The organism is Azospirillum sp. TSO22-1 (genome assembly GCF_003116015.1).
In the GTDB taxonomy this organism is placed as follows: Bacteria; Pseudomonadota; Alphaproteobacteria; order Azospirillales; family Azospirillaceae; genus Azospirillum.
On record NZ_LGQZ01000030.1, the window covers coordinates 98,821 to 117,663 of the forward strand.

The following is an 18,843-nucleotide window of genomic DNA, read 5'->3' on the forward strand; positions in this document are numbered from 1 at the left end:
GATCGTCAGCTTCGCCTAAACAGAAACTCGCGGCCGACCTTCACGCGCCGCTCGCCGTCGTACTCGATGATGTCGGCGGTGGCGTAGGTCTCGGCCCAGCGTTCGGGCAGGTAGCTGCCGGTGCCGATGAGGTCCACCGGAGCGTTCGCCTCGGCCATGACGCGGCACTTGGCCGGGCCGAAGCCGGAGGACGCGACGATCTTCACCGCCGGGAACCCGGCCTCATCCAGCTTCTCGCGCACGTAATGGATCGCCGCCGCCGAGACGCCGGTGCCGATCAGGTAGCGCAGCTGCGTCTCGTCGCGGTAGCCGCGCACGGCGTGCGGGGCGTGGCGTTCCAGCACCGCGTAGGAGCCGGGCGGATCCAGCCCCTCGACGAAGCGGCCGCCCGGCGTGTCGAGCCGCACCGACAGCTTGCCGGCCGCCGCCAGCTTGGGGAAGCGGCGGCAGACCTCCAAACCGTCGGTGATCTCACGTCCAAAATAGTCGACCAGCACGGTCAGCGGCAGGTCCGGGAAGGTCTCGTGGAACATCTCGGCGGCGCGCAGCGTCGAGCCGGCATAGCCGATCAGCGCGTGCGGCATGGTGCCCATGCCCCTGTTCTGGCCGAAATAATGCGCGGTGGCGTCGGTGGCGTTGCCGGTGAAGCCCTTGGCGCCCACCTTGCGCCGCGCCCGATCGGAGCCGACGGAGGCGGCGTAGGCCATGATCTCGGCCATCTCGGTGCCGGCGCAGTGACGGGCGTCCATGGCCAGGAAGGAGACCTTCGGCAGGTCGGCGCACATGGTGAAGGCGTTGTAGGCGGCGACGCAGGCCGGCCCCAGCTTCATCAGCAGGATCGTTTCCAGATCGACCAGATGGTAGAAGGAGCCGGTGATGTACATCATCGGCTCGCCGGCGCCGACCCACTTGCCCTCCGGGTAGTTGAGCTGGACGTCGACTTCGGCACCGCGCTCGCTGCACACGCCCTGCAGCCATTCGACGGCGAGGCGCGGGGCGCAGATCACCGGGCGGCGCATGAACACGGCGTAGGTGACACGCTTGTCGCCGAACTTGCCGGCGGCTTCCTTGGTGCGCCGGAAATAGGTGTCGGTCCAGTCGCTCACCGCTGCGGCGCAGGGATGGGTGGGAACGCCCTTCCGCATGGTCTCGTCCATCGCTTGCTCTTCCCTCACTCGAACAGCCCCCGGCGATCTTCGTCGCCGTGGGCGCGCACTGTAGGGGGGAATTCGCAAAAGGAAAAGGCGCGCGACCCGCATGGGACGCGCGCCTTTTTGTCCTGCGGGACGCCTACTGCGCGGCGGCCGACGCGGCGCGGCGCTCCACCTCGCGCTCGACGCGGGCGCGCTTCAGCTCCTCGGCGAGCAGGAAGGCCAGCTCCAGCGACTGGCTGGCGTTCAGGCGCGGGTCGCACGCGGTGTGGTAGCGCAGCGCCAGCTTGTGGTCGGTGATCGCCTGGGCGCCGCCGGTGCACTCGGTGACGTCCTGGCCGGTCAGTTCGAAGTGCACGCCGCCGGCGTGCGTCCCCTCGGCCTGATGCACGGCGAAGAACGCCTTGGCCTCGGCCAGCACCTTGTCGAACGGACGGGTCTTGTAGCCGCTCGACGACTTGACGGTGTTGCCGTGCATCGGGTCGCACGACCACACCACCTTGCGGCCCTCGCGCGTTACCTTGCGCAGCAGCGGCGGGAACTTCTCCGCCACCTTGTCGGCGCCCATGCGCACGATCAGCGTCAGGCGCCCGGCCTCGTTGCCCGGGTTCAGGAGGTCGATCAGGCGGATCAGCTCGTCCGGGTCGGTGGTCGGGCCGCACTTCAGGCCGATCGGGTTCTTGACGCCGCGCAAGAACTCGACGTGCGCGCCGTCCAGCTGGCGGGTGCGGTCGCCGATCCACAGCATGTGGGCGGAGACGTCGTACCAGTCGCCCGACGTGCTGTCGACACGGGTCAGCGCCTGCTCGAACGGCAGCAGCAGCGCCTCGTGGCTGGTGAAGAAGTCGGTCTCGCGGATCTGCGGCGTCGTCTCGGCGGTGATGCCGCAGGCGGCCATGAAGGCCAGCGCCTCGTCGAGCCGCTGCGCCAGGTCGTGCATGCGCTCGCCGGCCGGCGAGCGCTCGACGAAGCCCAGCGTCCACTGGTGCACCTTGTGCAGGTCGGCGTAGCCGCCCTGGGCGAAGGCGCGCAGCAGGTTGAGCGTGGAGGCGGCCTGGGTGTAGGCCTGCATCATGCGCTCAGGGTCGGGCACGCGGGCATCGGAGGTGAAGTCGAAGCCGTTGATGATGTCGCCGCGGTAGCTGGGCAGCTCGACGCCGTCCACGGTCTCCATGTCGGCCGAGCGCGGCTTGGCGAACTGGCCGGCCATGCGGCCGACCTTCACCACCGGGATGGCCGCGCCGAAGGTCAGCACGATGGCCATCTGCAGCAGCACGCGGAAGGTGTCGCGGATGTTGTTGGGGTGGAACTCGGCGAAGCTCTCGGCGCAGTCGCCGCCCTGCAGCAGGAACGCCTGCCCGTCCACCGCCGCGGCCAGCGCCGATTTCAGCCGCCGCGCCTCCCCGGCGAAGACCAGCGGCGGATAGGCGGAGAGGCGCTCGACGACGGCATCGACCTTGCTCGGGTCGGGATAGGCCGGCAGTTGCTTGACCGGCTTGCTCTTCCAGCTGTCGGGGGTCCAACGCTCAACCATGACGTCCGCTCTTTCCGCTCGAAACTCGCCCGGGCATTAGGCCGATCGCCGGCCCTGGGGGTCAACCCTATACGTCCTGGGACGGTTTTTTTCCACCCCTTCCCGAGTCGAGGGGGGAAACGGCAACGACATTTCTTTGCCACCCCCCAGGGGGTATGACATCGTACCGGCCGCGCTGGCCCCGGCGCTTGCGCATCGAGGGAGACACACCGTGGCTGTCTATGTCGCCGATCCACGTCTCGAGACCGCGCTGACCTGTTTCCAGCAGGGGAGAGGCGAGGAGGCCCTGGCCCTCGCCGGATCGGTCTTCGACGAGCATCCGGACAGCGCGAACGTGCCGCTTCTGATCGGGCAGATGATGGCGCGGCTGGGCCAGCCGCTCGCCGCCCTGGAGGTGCTGCTCAAGGCGTCCGAGAAGCATCCGGCGGAACGGGCTCTGCTGCTGGAGCTTGGCATGGTGTACCAGATCCTCGGCCGGATACACGACGCCGCGGAATGTTATCGCCAGTGCACGTCTCTGTTCCCAAAGGACGGATACGTACGGGAACTGCACAGCCAGATGCTGCTTGAGCAGTGGCTGTTTGCAATGACCGGAAGAAGAATCGGGCGGGAGGCTTCCAAGAGCTTTTCCGCCAAGGTCCATTCGGGGTTTTTCAAGACCTACCTGTCCGGGAACCACATCCTCGACATAGGATACCGCGGCGGATTCGGCGAGGCCGAACCGATCGTGCCACAGGCGATCGGTATCGACCTGGGTTACCCGGGCTACGACGGAGTCCATCTGCCGTTCCCCGACAACAGCCAGGACGCCATCTACACGAGCCACTGCCTGGAACACATGGACCAGCTCCACGCCGTCATGAGGGAGTGGCTTCGGGTCCTCAGGATTGGCGGTTACGCGGTCATCGTCGTGCCGCACCAGTACCTTTATGAGAGGAAGGCGGTCCTCCCGTCGGACCACCCCGGCCACAAGCACTTCTTCACCCCGGCGAAGCTGCTTGCGCTGGTCGAGGACGCGCTTCCGGCCAACCATTATCGGGTCAGGCACCTCGCGGACAACGACCTGTTCTATGACTATTCCCTGACCCCAGACACGCATCCGGTCGGATGCTACGAGATTGAACTCGTTCTGGAGAAGATGCAGGCCCCGTCCTGGACCTTGAAGGAATAGCGGAACGGGCCCAAAAACCACCCTCGCCGCCGCACGCGCACACGCCTATAAACAGGCATCGTCCTGCGCTGCGAGGGATCCGCACCGGTGAAAGCGTCGTCCTGGGGCCAAGCCGCCGCCGTCTATCTCGACCGCCGGATCATCGCCATCCTGTTCCTGGGATTCTCCGAGGGGCTGCCGCTGGCGCTGACCGGGTCCACGCTGTCGGTGTGGCTGCGCGAGGGCGGCGTCAGCAAGACCGCCATCGGCCTGTTCGCGCTGGTCACCATGCCCTACGCGCTGAAGTTCGTCTGGGCGCCGCTGATCGACCGGCTGCGGCTGCCCGTCATCACGCGCGTCTTCGGGCGGAGGCGCGGCTGGGCGCTGGTGACGCAGGCGGCGCTGATGCTGGCGCTGGTCGGGTTGGGCTCGACCGACCCGGTGAAGGACCTGTGGTGGACGGCGATGCTGGCGGTGGTGGTCGCCTTCTGCTCGGCCAGCCAGGACATCGTCATTGACGCCTACCGCGTCGAGAGCCTCAACGAGGATCAGCAGGGGGCCGGCGCCGCGACGTTGGTGCTCGGCTACCGCTTCGGCATGCTGGCGGCGGGGGCCGGGGCGCTGTACGTGGCGGAGTTCTTCGGCTGGCACGTCGCCTACTACACCATGGCGGCGCTGGTGGCCGTGGGCATGGTCACCATCCTGCTGAACCGCGAGCCGAAGGTCGCCGTCTCGGCGGACTCGGCGGCGCGCGAGCGGCACGTCGCCGACTGGCTGGAGGCCCGGCCGCACCTGACCGGCCGGCGGGCCGAGCTGCTGGCGTGGCTGTACGGCGCGGTGGTGGCGCCGTTCGCGCAGTTCATGACGCGGCGCGCCTGGATCGCCGTCCTGCTGTTCATCGCCTGCTACAAGCTGGGCGACGTGCTGGCCGGCGTGATGGCGGCGCCGTTCTATGTGGACCTGGGCTTCGAGAAGACGGAGATCGCCAACGTCACCAAGCTGTTCGGCCTGTGGGCGACGATCATCGGCGGGCTGATCGGCGGCGTGGTGGTCAGCCGCGTCGGCGTGCTGCGCGGCCTGCTGATCGGCGGCGTCATGCAGATGGTGTCGAACCTGGGCTTCGTGCTGCTGGCCAAGGCCGGCCACGACGTGAGCGCGCTGGCCGCCGCGGTGGCAGTGGAGAACGTCTGCGGCGGCATCGCCACCGCCGCCTTCGTCGCCTACCTGTCCAGCCTGTGCGACGCCGCCTACACGGCGACGCAGTACGCGCTGCTGTCCAGCTTCTATAAGCTGGGCGGCGACCTGTTCGGGTCGTTCTCCGGCATGCTGGCCGACCGCATGGACTGGGTCAGCTTCTTCTTGCTGTCGATGGCCGGGGCGCTGCCGGGGCTGCTGATCCTGTTGTGGCTGATCGGACAGGTGCGTGCCGAGCCGGTCGCGGAGCCGGCGCCGGCCGGCTCCGCCGAGTGACGCTCACAGCTTGGCCGGCTCCGCCACCTTCTCGCGCATCAGCACGAACTCCTCGGCAGTGGAGGGGTGCAGCGCGATGGTGCGGTCGAAGTCGGCCTTGGTGGCGCCCATGTTCAGCGCGATGGCGAGTCCCTGGACGATCTCCGGCGCGTCCATGCCCATCATGTGGCAGCCCAGCACGCGCTGCGATTCGCCGTCCACCACCAGCTTCATCAGCACACGCTCGTCCCGGCCGGACAGCGTGTGCTTCATGGGCCGGAAGCCGGTGCGGTAGATGTCCACCTTCGGGTACCGGGCTCGCGCCTCCGCCTCGGTCAGGCCGACGGTGCCCAAGGGCGGGAGCGAGAAGACACCGGTCGCCACGTTGTCGTAGCGGATCGTCATCGGGTTGTCGTTGTACAGCGTCTCGGCCAGGGCGCGGCCCTCGGCAATGGCGATGGGGGTCAGCGCCATGCGGTCGGTGACGTCGCCGACGGCGTAGATGTTGTCCACGCTGGTGCGCGACCATTCATCGACCTTGACCGCCCCGCCCTCGTCGAGCGCGACGCCGACCTCCTCCAGGCCGAGGCCCTTGGTGTTCGGCCGCCGGCCGGTCGCCGCCATGATGAGCCCTGCCGAGTGCTCGCGGCCCAAGTGGTCGGTCAGCGTCCAGCCCCCTGCCCCCTCCGCCACCTTCACCGGCTTGGTGCGGGCGATGATCTCGATGCCGCGCTTGCGCATCTCCTGCGCCAGCGCCACGCGGATGTCGTCGTCGAAGCCGTTCAGCAGTTCCTCGCCGCGGATCATCAGCGTGACCTCGGCGCCCAGGCCGCGGAAGATGCTGGCGAACTCCACCGCGATGTAGCCGCCGCCGAGGATCAGCACGGAGCGCGGCAGCGTTTCCAGGTGCAGCGCCTCGTTGGAGGTGGCGGCGTGCTCGATGCCGGGGATGTCGGGCAGCGACGGCCAGCCGCCGGTGGCGATCAGGATGGCCCTGGCGCGGTAACGCTGCCCGGCGACCTCCACGGTGTGGCGGTCGATCAGCCGGCCGTGGCCCTCGAACAGGATGACGCCCGAGCCCTCCAGCATCTTGATGTAGATGCCGTTCAGCCGGTCGATCTCCTTGTCCTTGTTGGCGATCAGCGTCGGCCAGTCGAAGGCGGGCACGTGGCTGCCCCAGCCGTAGCCGCAGGCGTCAGCGAAGGCGTCGCGGAACTGGCTGGCGTAGACCAGCAGCTTCTTCGGCACGCAGCCGCGGATCACGCAGGTGCCGCCGACCCGGCTGCCCTCGCAGATCGCCACGCGGGCGCCGTAGGACGCCGCACGCCGGCTGGCCGCCACGCCGCCGGACCCGGCCCCGATCACGAACAGGTCAAAATCGAACTCCGCCACGCCGGTCTCCTTGCCTTCGCCTGTGCTTGGCAGGGATGGTGGTGCTTTGCGGGCGGGCTGTCGAGGGGGAACCTCCCGCGTTCAGCGCATCACAAGCTTCTGCAAAAGCACCTGCCGCACCCGCATCGGGCGCAGTTCGCGGTCGGCGGTGGCGCTGACCACGTCCTTGACGCGCTGGGTGCCGGCCGGGCCGGACAGGTCGCCGGGCTCCACCTCGATCAGGCGGGCGTTCAGCGCGTTGGCGATGCGGGTGACGTGGGTGGCGAGCTGCGCCTTCTCCATGCCCTGCGGCAATTCCAGCACGACGTCGAGATCGACCTGCCGGGTGCGCTCCCCGTCGGACAGCGCGAACTCCAGCGGCGGCAGCGGCGCAAAGACCGGACCAGCCGGAGCCTTGCCGGCCTGCGCGGACTTGATGCCGAACAGTGCTGCTCCGCCCACCCCGGTGATCGCCAGTCCGACCATCAGGACGGCCAGCATCAGCACGCCGCGGCGAAGCGAACGCTCCGACGTGGCGGCTTCGGTCGCCGGTTTCGTGGTGATGGCCATGATCTTCTCTCCGAGGTCACAGACTTGACCTTAGGGAGACCTGACGCAAACGTCAAATATAGGTATTTTAGAGTGTTGGATGCTATTTACCTTTGCAAAGCACTGTTGTTTTACTTTGCAACGAAAATGGTTCGGAATTCGTAGCGGATTTTAGGGGAATGCCGGCCGCCCTCAGCGGATGACCATGCTTTCCAGCAGCACGTCGCGCACCTTGATGGCGCGGACCTCGCGGTCGACGACCGACGTGATGGTGTTCTTCATCAGCTTGGCACCGTCGGCGCCGGCGAGGCGTTCCGGTTCGACCTCGCGCATGCGGTCGCTCAGGCGGTCGGCGATGCGCGCGGCGTAGGGGTCGGTGACCTTGGGATCGACCTGGGGGTCCAGTTCGAGGCGGACGCGCAGGTCCATGGTGCGGTTGCCACCGCCCAGCGCCACCGACATCTCCGGCAGCACCGCGTAGTTCTTCTTGGCGCCCATGCGGGCGACCACGTCGCGTTCGTCGATGCGGGAGGAGGAACGGTTCACCACCGCCACGCCGACGCCGCCCAGAAGCGCCAGCAGGACCAGCAGCGCCGTGACGATGATCGGGAAGCTGAGCGCGATGGCTTCGCCGTTGCTCCGCCGAAATACGATCCGCACAACGCCCCGCCTGCCCCGCGTGGAGCCTGATGTCCCAACTGGGCCACTATGGGCCGAATCGGGGGATGGGTCAAACGCCGCCGTCGCCATATTCCGCCTGGTGGACTCCGGCACCGCGAAGGCGGCCGAACGGCCGGCGGCACGGACGCATCCGCGCCGCCGGCCGTCGAAACGTCCGCTATCCGCCGACCACCATGGCGGTGAAGGGCGGCACGTAGGCTTGCAGCATCACCAGCCCGCCGACCAGGCAGGCCAGCACGATGGAGTGCCAGAACACGTACTTCAGGATCTCACCCTCGTGCCCGAACCAGCCGGTGGCGGTCGAGGCGACGACGATGGACTGCGCGTCGATCATCTTGCCCATCACGCCGCCTGAGGAGTTGGTGGCCGCCATCAGCGTCGGCGACAGCCCCAGCTGCTCCGCGGTGATCTTCTGCAGCCCGCCGAACAGCACGTTGGACGCCGTGTCGGACCCGGTCAGCGCCACGCCTAGCCAGCCCAGCAGCGCCGAGAAGAACGGGAACAGCACGCCGGTGCCGGCGAACGCCAGACCCAGCGTGGCGTCCACGCCCGAGTAGCGGGTCAGCGTGCCCAGCGCCAGCATCGCCGCGATGGTGATCAGCGAGTAGCGCACCACCCACAGCGTCTCGCCGTAGGCCCGGATCAGGCGCCCCGGCCCGTAGCCCATGACGAAGCCGCTGACGATCGCCGCCAGGAAGATGCCGGTGCCGGTCATGGTCAGGATGTTGAAGTTGAAGACCGCCGCCTCGGCCAGCGGCTTGGCGACCACCGGAGGCACCTTCTGCACCATGTTGTGCAGGCCCTCGATGGGGAACTTCGGGAAGAACAGCGGATTGACGATGTCCTTGAAGGTCTGCGTGCCCCAGATGAAGACGAACACGCACAGGATGATCCACGGCACCCACGCCCGGATCACCTCGCCGGTGTCGTGGTGCTGGAACCGCGGCGGGGTCGCCGCGGCGCCGACGGAGGACGGACGGGCGTCGGGGGCGCTGATGTCGTGATGGCGCAGGGCCGGGCTGGTCCAGACGGTGTCGGGCTTCCAGACCTTGAGGAAGGCGACGAGGCAGCCCATCGACACCAGAGCCGCCACCACATCCACCAGCCACGGGCCGTGGTAGTTGGACACCAGGAACTGCGGTATCGCGAAGGACACGCCGCACACCAGGATCGCCGGCCAGATCTGCATCATGCCGCGCCAGCCGGCGAACGCGCAGATCAGCCAGAACGGCACCAGCAGCGAGAAGAACGGCAGCTGCCGGCCCGCCATGGCGCCGAGCTGGAAGGCATCCAGCCCCGTCACCGCCGCCAGCGTGACGATGGGCGTGCCGAGCGCGCCGTAGGCCACCGGCGCCGTGTTGGCGATCAGCGACAGGCCGGACGCCGCCAGCGGCGAGAAGCCCAGGCCCATCAGGATGGCGCCGGTCACCGCCACCGGCGTGCCGAATCCGGCCGCCCCCTCGAAGAAGGCGCCGAAGGAGAAGGCCACCAGCAGCAGCTGCAGCCGGCGGTCGGGCGTGATGCCGGCGATCGAGTCCTGCAGCACCTTGAACGACCCGTTCTCCACCGTCAGCCGGTACAGGAAGATGACGTTCAGGATGATCCAGCCGATCGGGAACAGGCCGGTCAGCCCGCCGAGGAACGACGCTTCGAAGGCCATGCTGGCCGGCATGGTGAACACGACGATGGCGACGGTCAGCGCCACCACCAGCGTGATGAGCGCCGCAAGGTGCGCCTGCATCTTCGCGAACGCGATGAGACCCAGCAGCACCACGACCGGCGCCGCGGCGATGACGGTGGAGAGCACGGCGCTCCCCGTCGGATTATAGACTTGGCTCCACATTCCCTACCCCCTCTTTTGTTTTTTTGCTGCGTGATTCGATTGGTCCTACCATATTGTTAAGCCAGCGAACAATCAACGCTTGGTGAACGCCCGTCCCACGCGGGCGGAGCAATCACCATCCCGGGACCGCACTCTGCCGCGACAATGGGACGCAGCTCTCGCCGGGTCTGTTCGGACCCTATACGGATGGGGTACCCTTCAATCCCTACATATCGTGGCGAGCGGAGTGGAGCAGCGGATGGGCGGCGACGACGGACATCTTCCGTTGCCGGAACCGGGGGCCGGGGAAGAGCGTGAGCGCGCCATCCGCAAGGCGATCTTCGATGGCGCCAGCCACCTGATCATCGCCACCGACGCCACCGGCACCATCATCGACGTCAACCCGGCGGCCGAACGGGCGCTCGGCTACCGCCGCGACGAGCTGGTCGGGCTGTGCACGCCGATCCGCCTGCACGACATGAGCGAGATCGCCGCCGAGGCGGAGCGGCTGTCGGCCGAACTGGGCGAGCGCATCCCGCCGGGATTCGAGGTGTTCGTCGCCCGCCCGCGCCGCGGCCACCCGACCGAGCGGGAATGGACCTACCTCCGCAAGGACGGCTCGCGCTTCCCGGTGCTGCTCGGCGTGTCGCCGCTGTACGGCAAGGGCGACGAGCTGCTGGGCTTCGTCGGCGTCTCCACCGACCTGACCGAGCGCAAGGCGCACGAGCGCGCGGTCATCGCCGCCGAGGCCGAGGCGCTGGCCCGCAAGGAGGCGGAGCGCGCCAACGACGCCAAGACCCGCTTCCTGGCCGCCGCCAGCCACGACCTGCGCCAGCCGCTGCAATCGGCGCTGCTGTTCGCCGCCGCGCTGGCGCCGCACGTCGCCGGCCCGCGCGGGCGCGAGGTGCTGGGCAGCCTGGACCGGAGCCTGGAGTCGCTGCGCACGCTGCTCGACCGGCTGCTCGACATATCCAAGCTCGACGCCGGGGTGGTGAAGCCGGTGGTCGCGGCCTTCCCCATCGGCCGGCTGCTCGACGAGCTGGACGTCGCCTACGCGCCGCGCGCCGCCTTCAAGGGGCTGGCGTGGCGGGTGACGCCGGCCGCCACCACGGTGCGCAGCGACCCCGACCTGCTGGGCCGCATCCTGCGCAACCTGATCGAGAACGCCTTGCGCTATACCGCCCAAGGCGTGGTGGAGGTGAACGCGCGCACCGAAGGCGGCGCCCTGCTGATCGAGGTGCGCGACACCGGCGCCGGCATCGCCGAGGACAGCCAGGAAGCCATCTTCCAGGAGTTCCACCGGATCGGCACCGCCGACACCGTGCCCGGCGGCGACAAGGGGCTGGGCCTGGGGCTCGCCATCGTGCGACGCCTGTCGCACCTGCTCGACCACCCGGTGACGGTGCGCTCGACGCCGGGCGCCGGGTCGGTGTTCGCCGTGCGCGTACCGCTGGGCGACGCGAGCGCCGCCCACCAGGCGCCGCAGCCGGTGCCGGCCGCACCCGGCGAGGCGCCGGCCGCGTCCGGGAAGCGGGTGCTGGTGGTGGACGACGATCCGCTGCTGTGCACGGCGCTGTCGTCGATGATCCGCCACTGGGGCTACGAGGTGGTGGACGCCGGCTCGCGCGCCGAGGCGGAGGCCAAGCTCGACGCCGTACCGCCGCCGGAGCTGGTGGTCACCGACTACCGCCTGGGCGACGGCACCACCGGGATCGACCTGCTGGCGGCCCTCGCCCGCCGCGGCGTGACGCCGATGCGCGGCATCCTGCTGACCGGCGAAACCGGAAGCGCACTGTTGGATGAGGCGCGCTCGCTGGGCTGCGCCGTGCTGCACAAGCCGGTCGCCCCGCCCGCCCTGCGGCAGGCGCTGGCGGGGAACTAGGCTACGCCGTCACCACCGGCACGTTGTCGATCAGCCGCGCCTTGCCCATCCAGGCGGCGGCGAGCAGGCGGGCCGGGCGCTCGACGCGGCCGACCGGCGCCAGCGTGTCGGCGTCGCGCAGCTCGACGTAGTCGATGGAGCCGAAACCCGCGGCGGCGATGCGCGCCTTCGCCGCCTCCAGCACCGGGCCGGCAGCGGCACCGCCGGACAGCGCGGCCGCCGCCTCGGTCAGCGCAGCGTACAGCGCCGGGGCCCGGGCGCGCTCGTCGGCGCCGAGGTAGGCGTTGCGCGAAGACATGGCCAAGCCGTCAGCCTCGCGCACCGTCGGCGCGCCATCGACCCGCACGGGGATGTCGAGGTCGCGGGTGAAGCGGCGGATCACCTGGAGCTGCTGGTAGTCCTTTTCGCCAAACACGGCGACGTCCGGCAGCGCCTGCAGGAACAGCTTGGTCACCACCAGCGCCACGCCGCCGAACATCTGCGGGCGGAAGGTGCCGCACAGCCCCTCGGCGGGGCCGCCGACGGCGACGGTGGTGCAGCGACCCTCCGCGTACATCTCGGCCACCGAGGGGGCGTAGAGCAGGTGGCAGCCGGCGGCCAGCAGCTTGGCGGCGTCGCCGGCCTCGTCGCGCGGGTAGCGCTCGAAGTCCTCGTGCGGGGCGAACTGGGTGGGGTTCACGAAGACGCTGGCGACCACCTTGTCGGCCAGCGTGCAGGCGCGCTCGACCAGGGCCATGTGCCCGGCGTGCAGCGCCCCCATGGTCGGCACCAGGGCGACCGTCAAACCCGCGCGGCGCCACGCTGCGACCTGGGCACGCAGGTCGGCCACCGTGCGCACGATGGGAAGGGTGTCCATGGCGGCCTCCTGTCGCTCCGGGAAGATCGGTGCGCTCCAATAGTCTGCCAGACGGTGCCTTGTCCAGCTTGAGGCGGAGGCCGGCGGGCGGAAGAAAGCCTCCGCCCGCACGAACAGTGCGTTACTTGCCGAGCGTCATGAAGACCATGCCGCCGATGTAGGTCATCGCGGCCAGCGACATCACCAGCACCAGCAGGTGCGGCGCGAACACGACGGAAGCGCCGATCAGGCTCAGCACGATGAGCAGGGCGACGACGGACAGCAGGGTGGTGCGGAGGTTTTCCATGCGACTCGAATCCGGAATTGGGGGTTGATAAATGTTGGGCGCGTTATAGCGTTTCCGCGCCAGAATGTCGCGCATCAAGTGGCCGCAGCGTGACGAATACTGTTCGTCACGTCAGCAATGGGCGGCGCTTATTAGTTCTCGGAACTGGGGCGCGGACGTCGACTCCGGTGGCGTCTCTTCGTCCGACCCCCACCCCATCCCTCCCCCACTTCGCGGGGGAGGGAGCAGAACGGCGGAGTTCCCTCCCCCGCGAAGTGGGGGAGGGTCAGGGTGGGGGCCCGGCGCAGACACCATCCAAAAGACCGCGGCCCCTACAGCTCGAACTTGATCCCCTGTGCCAGCGGCAGCGCGTCGGAGTAGTTCACCGTCGCCGTCTGTCGGCGCATGTAGGCCTTCCAGGAGTCCGAGCCGGACTCGCGCCCGCCGCCGGTCTCCTTCTCGCCGCCGAAGGCGCCGCCGATCTCGGCGCCCGAGGGGCCGATGTTGACGTTGGCGATGCCGCAGTCGGAGCCGGCCGCCGACAGGAAGCGCTCGGTCTCCCGCACGTCGGTGGAGAAGATGCAGGACGACAGGCCTTGCGGCACCGCGTTCTGCAGGGCGATGGCCTCCTCCAGCGTCTCGTAGGACAGCACGTAGAGGATCGGCGCGAAGGTCTCGTGCCGGACGATGGCGGTCTGCGCCGGCATCTCGACGATGGCCGGACGGACGTAGAAGGCCTCCGGGAAGCGGTCGGAGAGCACGCGCTCGCCACCAGTCACCGTGCCGCCGTCGGCGCGGGCGGAGTCCAGGGCGCGCCGCATCGCCTCGAACGCGCCGGCATCGACCAGCGGGCCGACCAGCGTGCCGGCCTCCAGCGGGTTGCCGATGGGAACCGAGGCGTAGGCGGCCTTGAGGCGCGGCAGCAGCCGGTCGCGCACGTCTTTGTGGACGATCAGCCGGCGCAGCGTGGTGCAGCGCTGGCCGCAGGTGCCGACCGCCGAGAACAGGATGGCGCGCACCGCCAGCTCCAGGTCGGCGCTGGGCGCCACGATCATGGCGTTGTTGCCGCCCAGTTCCAGGATGGAGCGGCCGAAGCGGCTGGCGACCACCGCCGCCACCTCGCGCCCCATGCGGGTCGAGCCGGTGGCCGAGACGATGGGCAGGTCCGGGCTGGCGACCAGCGCCTCGCCCAACGCGCGCCCGCCGACGGCGACCTGCAGCAGGTGCGCCGGCGCGTCGCCGAAGCGGGCCACCGCGCGCTCGAAGATCGTCCGGCAGGCGAGCGCGGTCAGCGGCGTCTTCTCCGACGGCTTCCACACCACCGGGTCGCCGCACACCAGCGCCAGCGCCGCGTTCCACGCCCACACCGCGACCGGGAAGTTGAAGGCGCTGATGACCAGGCAGGGGCCCATCGGGTGCCACGTCTCGCGCATGGCGTGGCCGGGCCGCTCCGACGCGATGGTCAGGCCGTAAAGCTGGCGCGACAGCCCGACCGCGAAGTCGCAGATGTCGATCATCTCCTGCACTTCGCCCAGGCCTTCCTGGAGGATCTTGCCGGCCTCCAGCGTCACCAGCCAGCCGAGGTCCTCCTTGGCGGCGCGCAGTTCCTCGCCGAGCAGGCGGACCAGCTCGCCGCGCTTCGGCGCCGGGACGGAGCGCCACGCGGCAAAGGCGTGCTGGGCGTTGGCGACGAGGTCGGGGACCGCCGAGGCCGGCGTCTCGGCGGCAGCGCCGACGACGCTGCCGTCGACCGGCGAACGGACGGCGATGGCCGGGGCCGGGGCGTTGGGGTCGAGGCCGAAGCGGGCGAGGATGTCGGCGTGGGACACGGATGAAACTCCTGGAATGGGTCAGCGCGGCTTTCCGGCTGCGCGGATCTCGGACAGGGTGCGGTTCGGCGTCAAGGCCTCAGGGTCGATCTTCACGTGGACGATCGCCGGCAGGCCGGAGGCGCGGGCGCGCTGGAAGGCGGGACCGAAGTCCTCCGAGCGCTCCACCGTCTCGCCGTGGCCGCCGTAGGCGCGGGCGAAGGCGGCGAAGTCGGGGTTGCGCAGCGCGGTGCCGGAGACGCGGCCGGGGTACTCGCGCTCCTGGTGCATGCGGATGGTGCCGTACATGCCGTTGTCGATGACCAGCACGATGACGGCGGCCCCCTCCTGCACGGCGGTGCCGAATTCCAGACCGGTCATCTGGAAGCAGCCGTCGCCGGCGAAGCAGATCACGTCACGCTCCGGGTGCGCCAGCTTGGCCGAGATCGCCGCCGGCAGCCCATAACCCATGGAGCCCGAGGCCGGCGCCACCTGCGTGCCGAACCGGCGGAAGCGCCAGAAGCGGTGCAGCCACGTGGCGTAGTTGCCGGCGCCGTTGGTCATGACGGCGTCGGCCGGCAGGGTGTCGCGCAGCCACAGCATCACCTCGCCCATGCGCACGGCGCCGGGGGTGACCGGCGGCACGTCGCTCCAGGCGCGGTAGTCGGCGTTGGCGCCAGCGGTGCGTCCGGCCCAGCGCGGCGCGATGTCGGGCAGGCTTTCGGTCGCCTCCAGGAAGGCGCCGGGGGTGGCGTTGACCGCGAGCGTCGGACGGTAGACGCGGCCGAGTTCCTCCGACGCGGGGTGGACGTGCACCAGCGCCGCCGTCGGTTCAGGAATGCCTAGCAGATCGTAGCTCTGCGACGGCACCTCGGAGAAGCGGCCGCCGAGCAGCAGCAGCAGGTCGGCCTCGCGCACGCGGGCGGCGAGCTTCGGATTGATGCCAAGGCCGACGTCGCCGGCGTAGCAGCGGTGCGCGTGGTCGAACAGCATCTGGCGGCGGAAGCTGACGGCCACCGGCAGCTCGAACCGTTCGGCGAAGCGGCGCAGGGCGTCCGCCGCCCCGGCCGTCCAGCGCGAGCCGCCGGCCAGCACCAGCGGGCGTTCGGTCTTGCCCAGCAGCGCCGCCAGCTCGGCCATCTGCGCCGGCGTCGGCGCGCTGTCCACCGCCACGGCCGCGGCGGCGGGGGCGACGTCGGCGGTCTCGACCAGCACGTCCTCGGGCAGCGCCAGCACCACCGGGCCAGGGCGGCCGGACATGGCGGTGTGGAAGGCGCGGCTGATCATCTCCGGCACGCGCTCGGCGCTGTCGATCTCGGCCACCCACTTGGCCATGCCGCCGAACATCTGGCGGTAGTCGACCTCCTGGAAAGCGTCGCGGCCGCGCATGCCGCGCTCAATCTGGCCGACCAGCACCACCAGCGGCGAGGAATCCTGCTGCGCGATGTGGATGCCGGCCGAGGCGTTGGTGGCGCCGGGGCCGCGGGTGACCATGCAGACGCCAGGGCGCCCGGTCAGCTTGCCCACCGCCTCCGCCATCATCGCCGCACCGCTCTCGTGCCGGCACACCACGGTGCGGATGGCGGAATCGTGCAGCGCATCCAGCACGGCGAGGTAGCTCTCGCCCGGCACGCAGAACACGCGCTCGACGCCCTGCGCCTCCAGCGCGGCGACGATCAGCTGGCCACCGGTCTTCATCCCCGAACCCTCTCAACGCCGATCATGATCTTTGCGCCGATAGTCTGCGCCCTCGCCGCCGAGGGCAAACGATTTTCCTTCGCCCCTTCATGAGCTATGGTAATGAGCCATGAGCCTGCAACGCCGCCTCCTCCCCTCCATGAGCGCGCTGACCGCCTTCGAGGCCGCGGCGCGCACCGGCAGCTTCACCGTCGCGGCACGCGAGCTGTCGCTGACCCAGGGCGCGATCAGCCGGCAGGTCAAGGCGCTGGAGGAGCAATTGGGGTGCCCGCTGTTCGTCCGCCAGGGGCTGCGGGTGACGCTGACCCCGGCCGGCACGGCGTACGCGGAGGAGGTGCGGGGCGCCCTGCACCGCATCCGCTCGGCCTCGCTGCGGGTGATCGGGGCGCCGCGCGGCGGGGTGCTGAAGCTGGCCATCCTGCCGACCTTCGGGACGCGCTGGCTGGTGCCGCGCCTGCCCGCCTTCCAGCGGGCGAACCCGGAGATCATCATCCATTTCAGCACCAAGCTGGCGCCCTTCGACTTCAGCACCGAGGATTTGGACGCCGCCATCCACTTCGGCGAGCCGAACTGGCCCGGCGCTGTTTGCGACCGCCTGATGGACGAGGAGGTGCTGCCGGTGTGTGCACCGGCCTTCCTGGCGGCGCACCCCGTAGCCACGCCGGCCGACCTCGCGGCGCTGCCGCTGCTGCACACCACCACCCGGCCCGACGCGTGGGCGGAGTGGTTCGTGGCGCAGGGGATCGAGTCCGTCGAGGGCGCCGGCATGCATTTCGAGCAGTTCGCCACCACCGCCCAGGCCGCCGCCGCCGGACTGGGCGTGGCAATGCTGCCGACGCTGCTGGTGGAGGCGGAGCTGCGGCTCGGCGACCTCGTGCCGGCGCTGGAGCGGCCGCACCGCGGCTCGCGGGCGTACTATCTGGTGCACCCGAGCGACCGTGGCGGCTACCCGCCCTTCGCGGCGTTCCGGCAGTGGCTGCTGGCCGCGGCGCAGCGGCCCTGATCAGGCCAGGAAGTCCCGCACCACCGCCAGAAACTCCTCCAGCCGGTCGTGGTGCGGCCAGTGGCCGGCGCCCGCGATGGCAACCGCCCGCGCATCCCGGAAGTGCGCCAGCAGCCCCAGCGCCGCCGGGTCGGCGTGCCGGCTGGCGCCACCGTGCACCAGCAGCACTGGGCACGCGATGCGCGACCACAGCGCCGCCACCTCCTCGTCGGCGAAGCGGTTGGGGGCGATGGCGCGGATGTGGTGGTCGAACTTCCAGGTATAGGTGCCGTCCTCGCGCCGGCGGACGCCGTGCTCGGTCAGATAGTGCGCCTGCTCGGGCGAGAGGTGGGGGTTCTCGCGCTGCATGCGCTCGACCGCCTCGTCCAGCGTTCGGTAGGCGCGCGGGCGGCGGGTTTCCAGCTCGCGCAGCTGGTCCATCCAGCCGAGCATGCGCTCCTCGATGGGCTTGCGGGAGCGGGTGGTGAAGGCGGGATCGAGCTGCCACGTGCCCTCGACCACCACCATCCGGCGCACCGTCTCGGGGAACAGGCCGGCGTACAGCAGGCTGGTGGCCCCGCCCAGGGAGTGGGCGACGATGGTCACCGGCGCCAGCCCCTCCTGCCGGACCAGCTGGTCGAGGTCGTGGACGAGTTCGGCGATGCCGTAGCTGCTGCCCACCGCCCAGTCGGAATCCCCGTGGCCGCGCAGGTCGGGCGCCAGGACGCGGAAGTCGGAATGCAACGCCTGCGCCACCCAGTCCCAGCTGCGGCCGTGGTCGCGCCCGCCATGCACCAGCAACAGCGGCGGGGCCTCGGGGTTTCCCCAGTCGGTGACGTGCAGGCGCAAGCGCTGCGAGGTGACGAAACGCGAGGTCGGCGCAGGATTACCGGTGCTCATGCGGTCGATCGGCCCTTCCTTTCCCGGAACGGGACCAACCTTAGCAGCTCCGCGGCGCGACGCCAGCCCGCTGCGGATTCACGCACGCAACGCCGCGCACACGGCAGCGCTCGGCGCCGTCCAGCCAACGATGCCGCCCTGGGCGCGGACCATCTCCAGCGTCGCGGCCTTGAAGGCGGGGAAGTAGCTCTCGGTGGCGTCCTCCACCAGCAGGCATTCGTAACCGCGGTCGTTGGCCTCGCGCATGGTGGTCTGCACGCAGACCTCGGTGGTCACCCCCGCGAAGATGAGATGCGTGATGCCGCGGCGCGCCAGCACCTCCTGCAACGGCGTGGCGTGGAAGGCGCCCTTGCCGGACTTGTCGATGAGCATCTCGCCGGGCCGCGGCGCCAGCTCGGGAACGATGTCGCTGCCGGGCTCGCCCGCGACGAGGATACGGCCCATCGGGCCGGGATCGCCGATGCGCAGGGCGCCGCGCCCGCGCACCCGCTTGGAGGGCGGGCAGTCGGAGAGGTCGGGGCGGTGCACCTCTCGCGTGTGGATGATCGGCAGGCCGCAGGCCCGGAAGGCGTCGAGCAGCGCCCGCGTCGGCGCCACCGCCGGGGCGAGACGGGAGACGTCGTTGCCGAGTGCCTCACCGAAGCCGCCCGGCTCCAGAAAGTCGCGCTGCATGTCGATGATGATCAGCGCCGTGCCGGGGATCGGGAAGGCGAACTCGTAGGGTTGGGCGTCGATGGTCGGCATG

Annotated in this window: 16 protein-coding genes; 4 read left to right on the forward strand and 12 right to left on the reverse strand. The window is 70.1% G+C overall.

Going from position 1 to position 18,843, the window contains the following annotated elements; all coding sequences use genetic code 11:
• Nucleotides 1-5 precede the first annotated feature (5 nt).
• Together TSO221_RS09720 and TSO221_RS09725 are read right to left on the reverse strand one after the other, a co-directional pair.
• Nucleotides 6-1,157, reverse strand: a complete 1,152-nt coding sequence (locus TSO221_RS09720; RefSeq protein WP_109118287.1) for a nicotinate phosphoribosyltransferase — start codon at nucleotides 1,155-1,157, stop codon at nucleotides 6-8.
• A 133-nt stretch (nucleotides 1,158-1,290) separates the two neighbouring features.
• A complete protein-coding gene (locus tag TSO221_RS09725; RefSeq protein WP_109118288.1) occupies nucleotides 1,291-2,685 on the reverse strand; it encodes a 3-deoxy-7-phosphoheptulonate synthase class II in 1,395 nt (464 codons plus the stop codon).
• A 211-nt stretch (nucleotides 2,686-2,896) separates the two neighbouring features.
• Here TSO221_RS09725 and TSO221_RS09730 point away from each other — a divergent pair, with 211 nt between their 5' ends.
• Both TSO221_RS09730 and TSO221_RS09735 read left to right on the forward strand, forming a co-directional pair.
• Nucleotides 2,897-3,856 (forward strand): methyltransferase domain-containing protein, encoded by a 960-nt coding sequence (locus TSO221_RS09730; RefSeq protein ID WP_109118289.1) that lies wholly within the window; start codon nucleotides 2,897-2,899, stop codon nucleotides 3,854-3,856.
• An 87-nt stretch (nucleotides 3,857-3,943) separates the two neighbouring features.
• The gene (locus TSO221_RS09735) at nucleotides 3,944-5,305 is read left to right on the forward strand and encodes an AmpG family muropeptide MFS transporter (RefSeq protein ID WP_109118290.1); all 1,362 of its coding nucleotides are present in this window, start codon (nucleotides 3,944-3,946) and stop codon (nucleotides 5,303-5,305) included.
• A gap of 3 nt (nucleotides 5,306-5,308) precedes the next feature.
• Here the strand turns inward: TSO221_RS09735 and gor are convergent, their stop codons facing one another.
• From gor to TSO221_RS09755, 4 genes are all read right to left on the reverse strand, one after another.
• Nucleotides 5,309-6,676, reverse strand: a complete 1,368-nt coding sequence (gor, locus tag TSO221_RS09740; RefSeq protein WP_109118291.1) for a glutathione-disulfide reductase — start codon at nucleotides 6,674-6,676, stop codon at nucleotides 5,309-5,311.
• 81 nt (nucleotides 6,677-6,757) lie between these two features.
• A complete protein-coding gene (locus TSO221_RS09745; RefSeq protein ID WP_109118292.1) occupies nucleotides 6,758-7,225 on the reverse strand; it encodes a flagellar basal body-associated FliL family protein in 468 nt (155 codons plus the stop codon).
• Between the two features lie 171 nt (nucleotides 7,226-7,396).
• Nucleotides 7,397-7,864, reverse strand: coding sequence for a flagellar basal body-associated FliL family protein (locus TSO221_RS09750; protein ID WP_247877985.1), 468 nt, complete (start codon nucleotides 7,862-7,864; stop codon nucleotides 7,397-7,399).
• Nucleotides 7,865-8,042: 178 nt separating this feature from the next.
• Nucleotides 8,043-9,728 (reverse strand): L-lactate permease, encoded by a 1,686-nt coding sequence (locus tag TSO221_RS09755; RefSeq protein WP_109118294.1) that lies wholly within the window; start codon nucleotides 9,726-9,728, stop codon nucleotides 8,043-8,045.
• 238 nt (nucleotides 9,729-9,966) lie between these two features.
• On the opposite strand from TSO221_RS09755, the gene TSO221_RS09760 reads away from it, so the two are divergent.
• Complete coding sequence (locus tag TSO221_RS09760; RefSeq protein WP_109118295.1) at nucleotides 9,967-11,589, forward strand: ATP-binding protein; 1,623 nt, start codon at nucleotides 9,967-9,969, stop codon at nucleotides 11,587-11,589.
• A 1-nt stretch (nucleotide 11,590) separates the two neighbouring features.
• Here the strand turns inward: TSO221_RS09760 and panC are convergent, their stop codons facing one another.
• The 4 genes from panC to TSO221_RS09780 all read right to left on the reverse strand — a co-directional run bounded on the left by panC (nucleotide 11,591) and on the right by TSO221_RS09780 (nucleotide 16,216).
• Nucleotides 11,591-12,445 carry a pantoate--beta-alanine ligase gene (gene panC / locus TSO221_RS09765; protein ID WP_109118296.1) on the reverse strand — a complete coding sequence of 285 codons (855 nt, stop codon included), beginning with the start codon at nucleotides 12,443-12,445 and terminating at the stop codon, nucleotides 11,591-11,593.
• 121 nt (nucleotides 12,446-12,566) lie between these two features.
• A complete protein-coding gene (locus TSO221_RS35310; RefSeq protein ID WP_158284040.1) occupies nucleotides 12,567-12,731 on the reverse strand; it encodes a hypothetical protein in 165 nt (54 codons plus the stop codon).
• A 311-nt stretch (nucleotides 12,732-13,042) separates the two neighbouring features.
• Entirely contained in the window at nucleotides 13,043-14,539 is a 1,497-nt protein-coding gene (locus TSO221_RS09775) for an aldehyde dehydrogenase family protein (RefSeq protein WP_109118298.1), read from the reverse strand.
• Nucleotides 14,540-14,560: 21 nt separating this feature from the next.
• Nucleotides 14,561-16,216: a thiamine pyrophosphate-binding protein gene (locus tag TSO221_RS09780; RefSeq protein ID WP_109118299.1), complete on the reverse strand. Its 1,656-nt coding sequence runs from the start codon at nucleotides 16,214-16,216 to the stop codon at nucleotides 14,561-14,563.
• Between the two features lie 109 nt (nucleotides 16,217-16,325).
• Between TSO221_RS09780 and gcvA the strand changes: the two genes are divergently transcribed.
• On the forward strand, nucleotides 16,326-17,219 hold the full coding sequence (gene gcvA / locus TSO221_RS09785; protein WP_109118300.1) for a transcriptional regulator GcvA: 894 nt from the start codon (nucleotides 16,326-16,328) through the stop codon (nucleotides 17,217-17,219).
• On the opposite strand, the gene TSO221_RS09790 is transcribed toward gcvA, so the two are convergent.
• Both TSO221_RS09790 and TSO221_RS09795 read right to left on the reverse strand, forming a co-directional pair.
• Entirely contained in the window at nucleotides 17,220-18,098 is an 879-nt protein-coding gene (locus TSO221_RS09790; RefSeq protein ID WP_109118301.1) for an alpha/beta hydrolase, read from the reverse strand.
• Nucleotides 18,099-18,176: 78 nt separating this feature from the next.
• Nucleotides 18,177-18,842, reverse strand: coding sequence for an isochorismatase family cysteine hydrolase (locus TSO221_RS09795; protein WP_109118302.1), 666 nt, complete (start codon nucleotides 18,840-18,842; stop codon nucleotides 18,177-18,179).
• Nucleotide 18,843 lies beyond the last annotated feature (1 nt).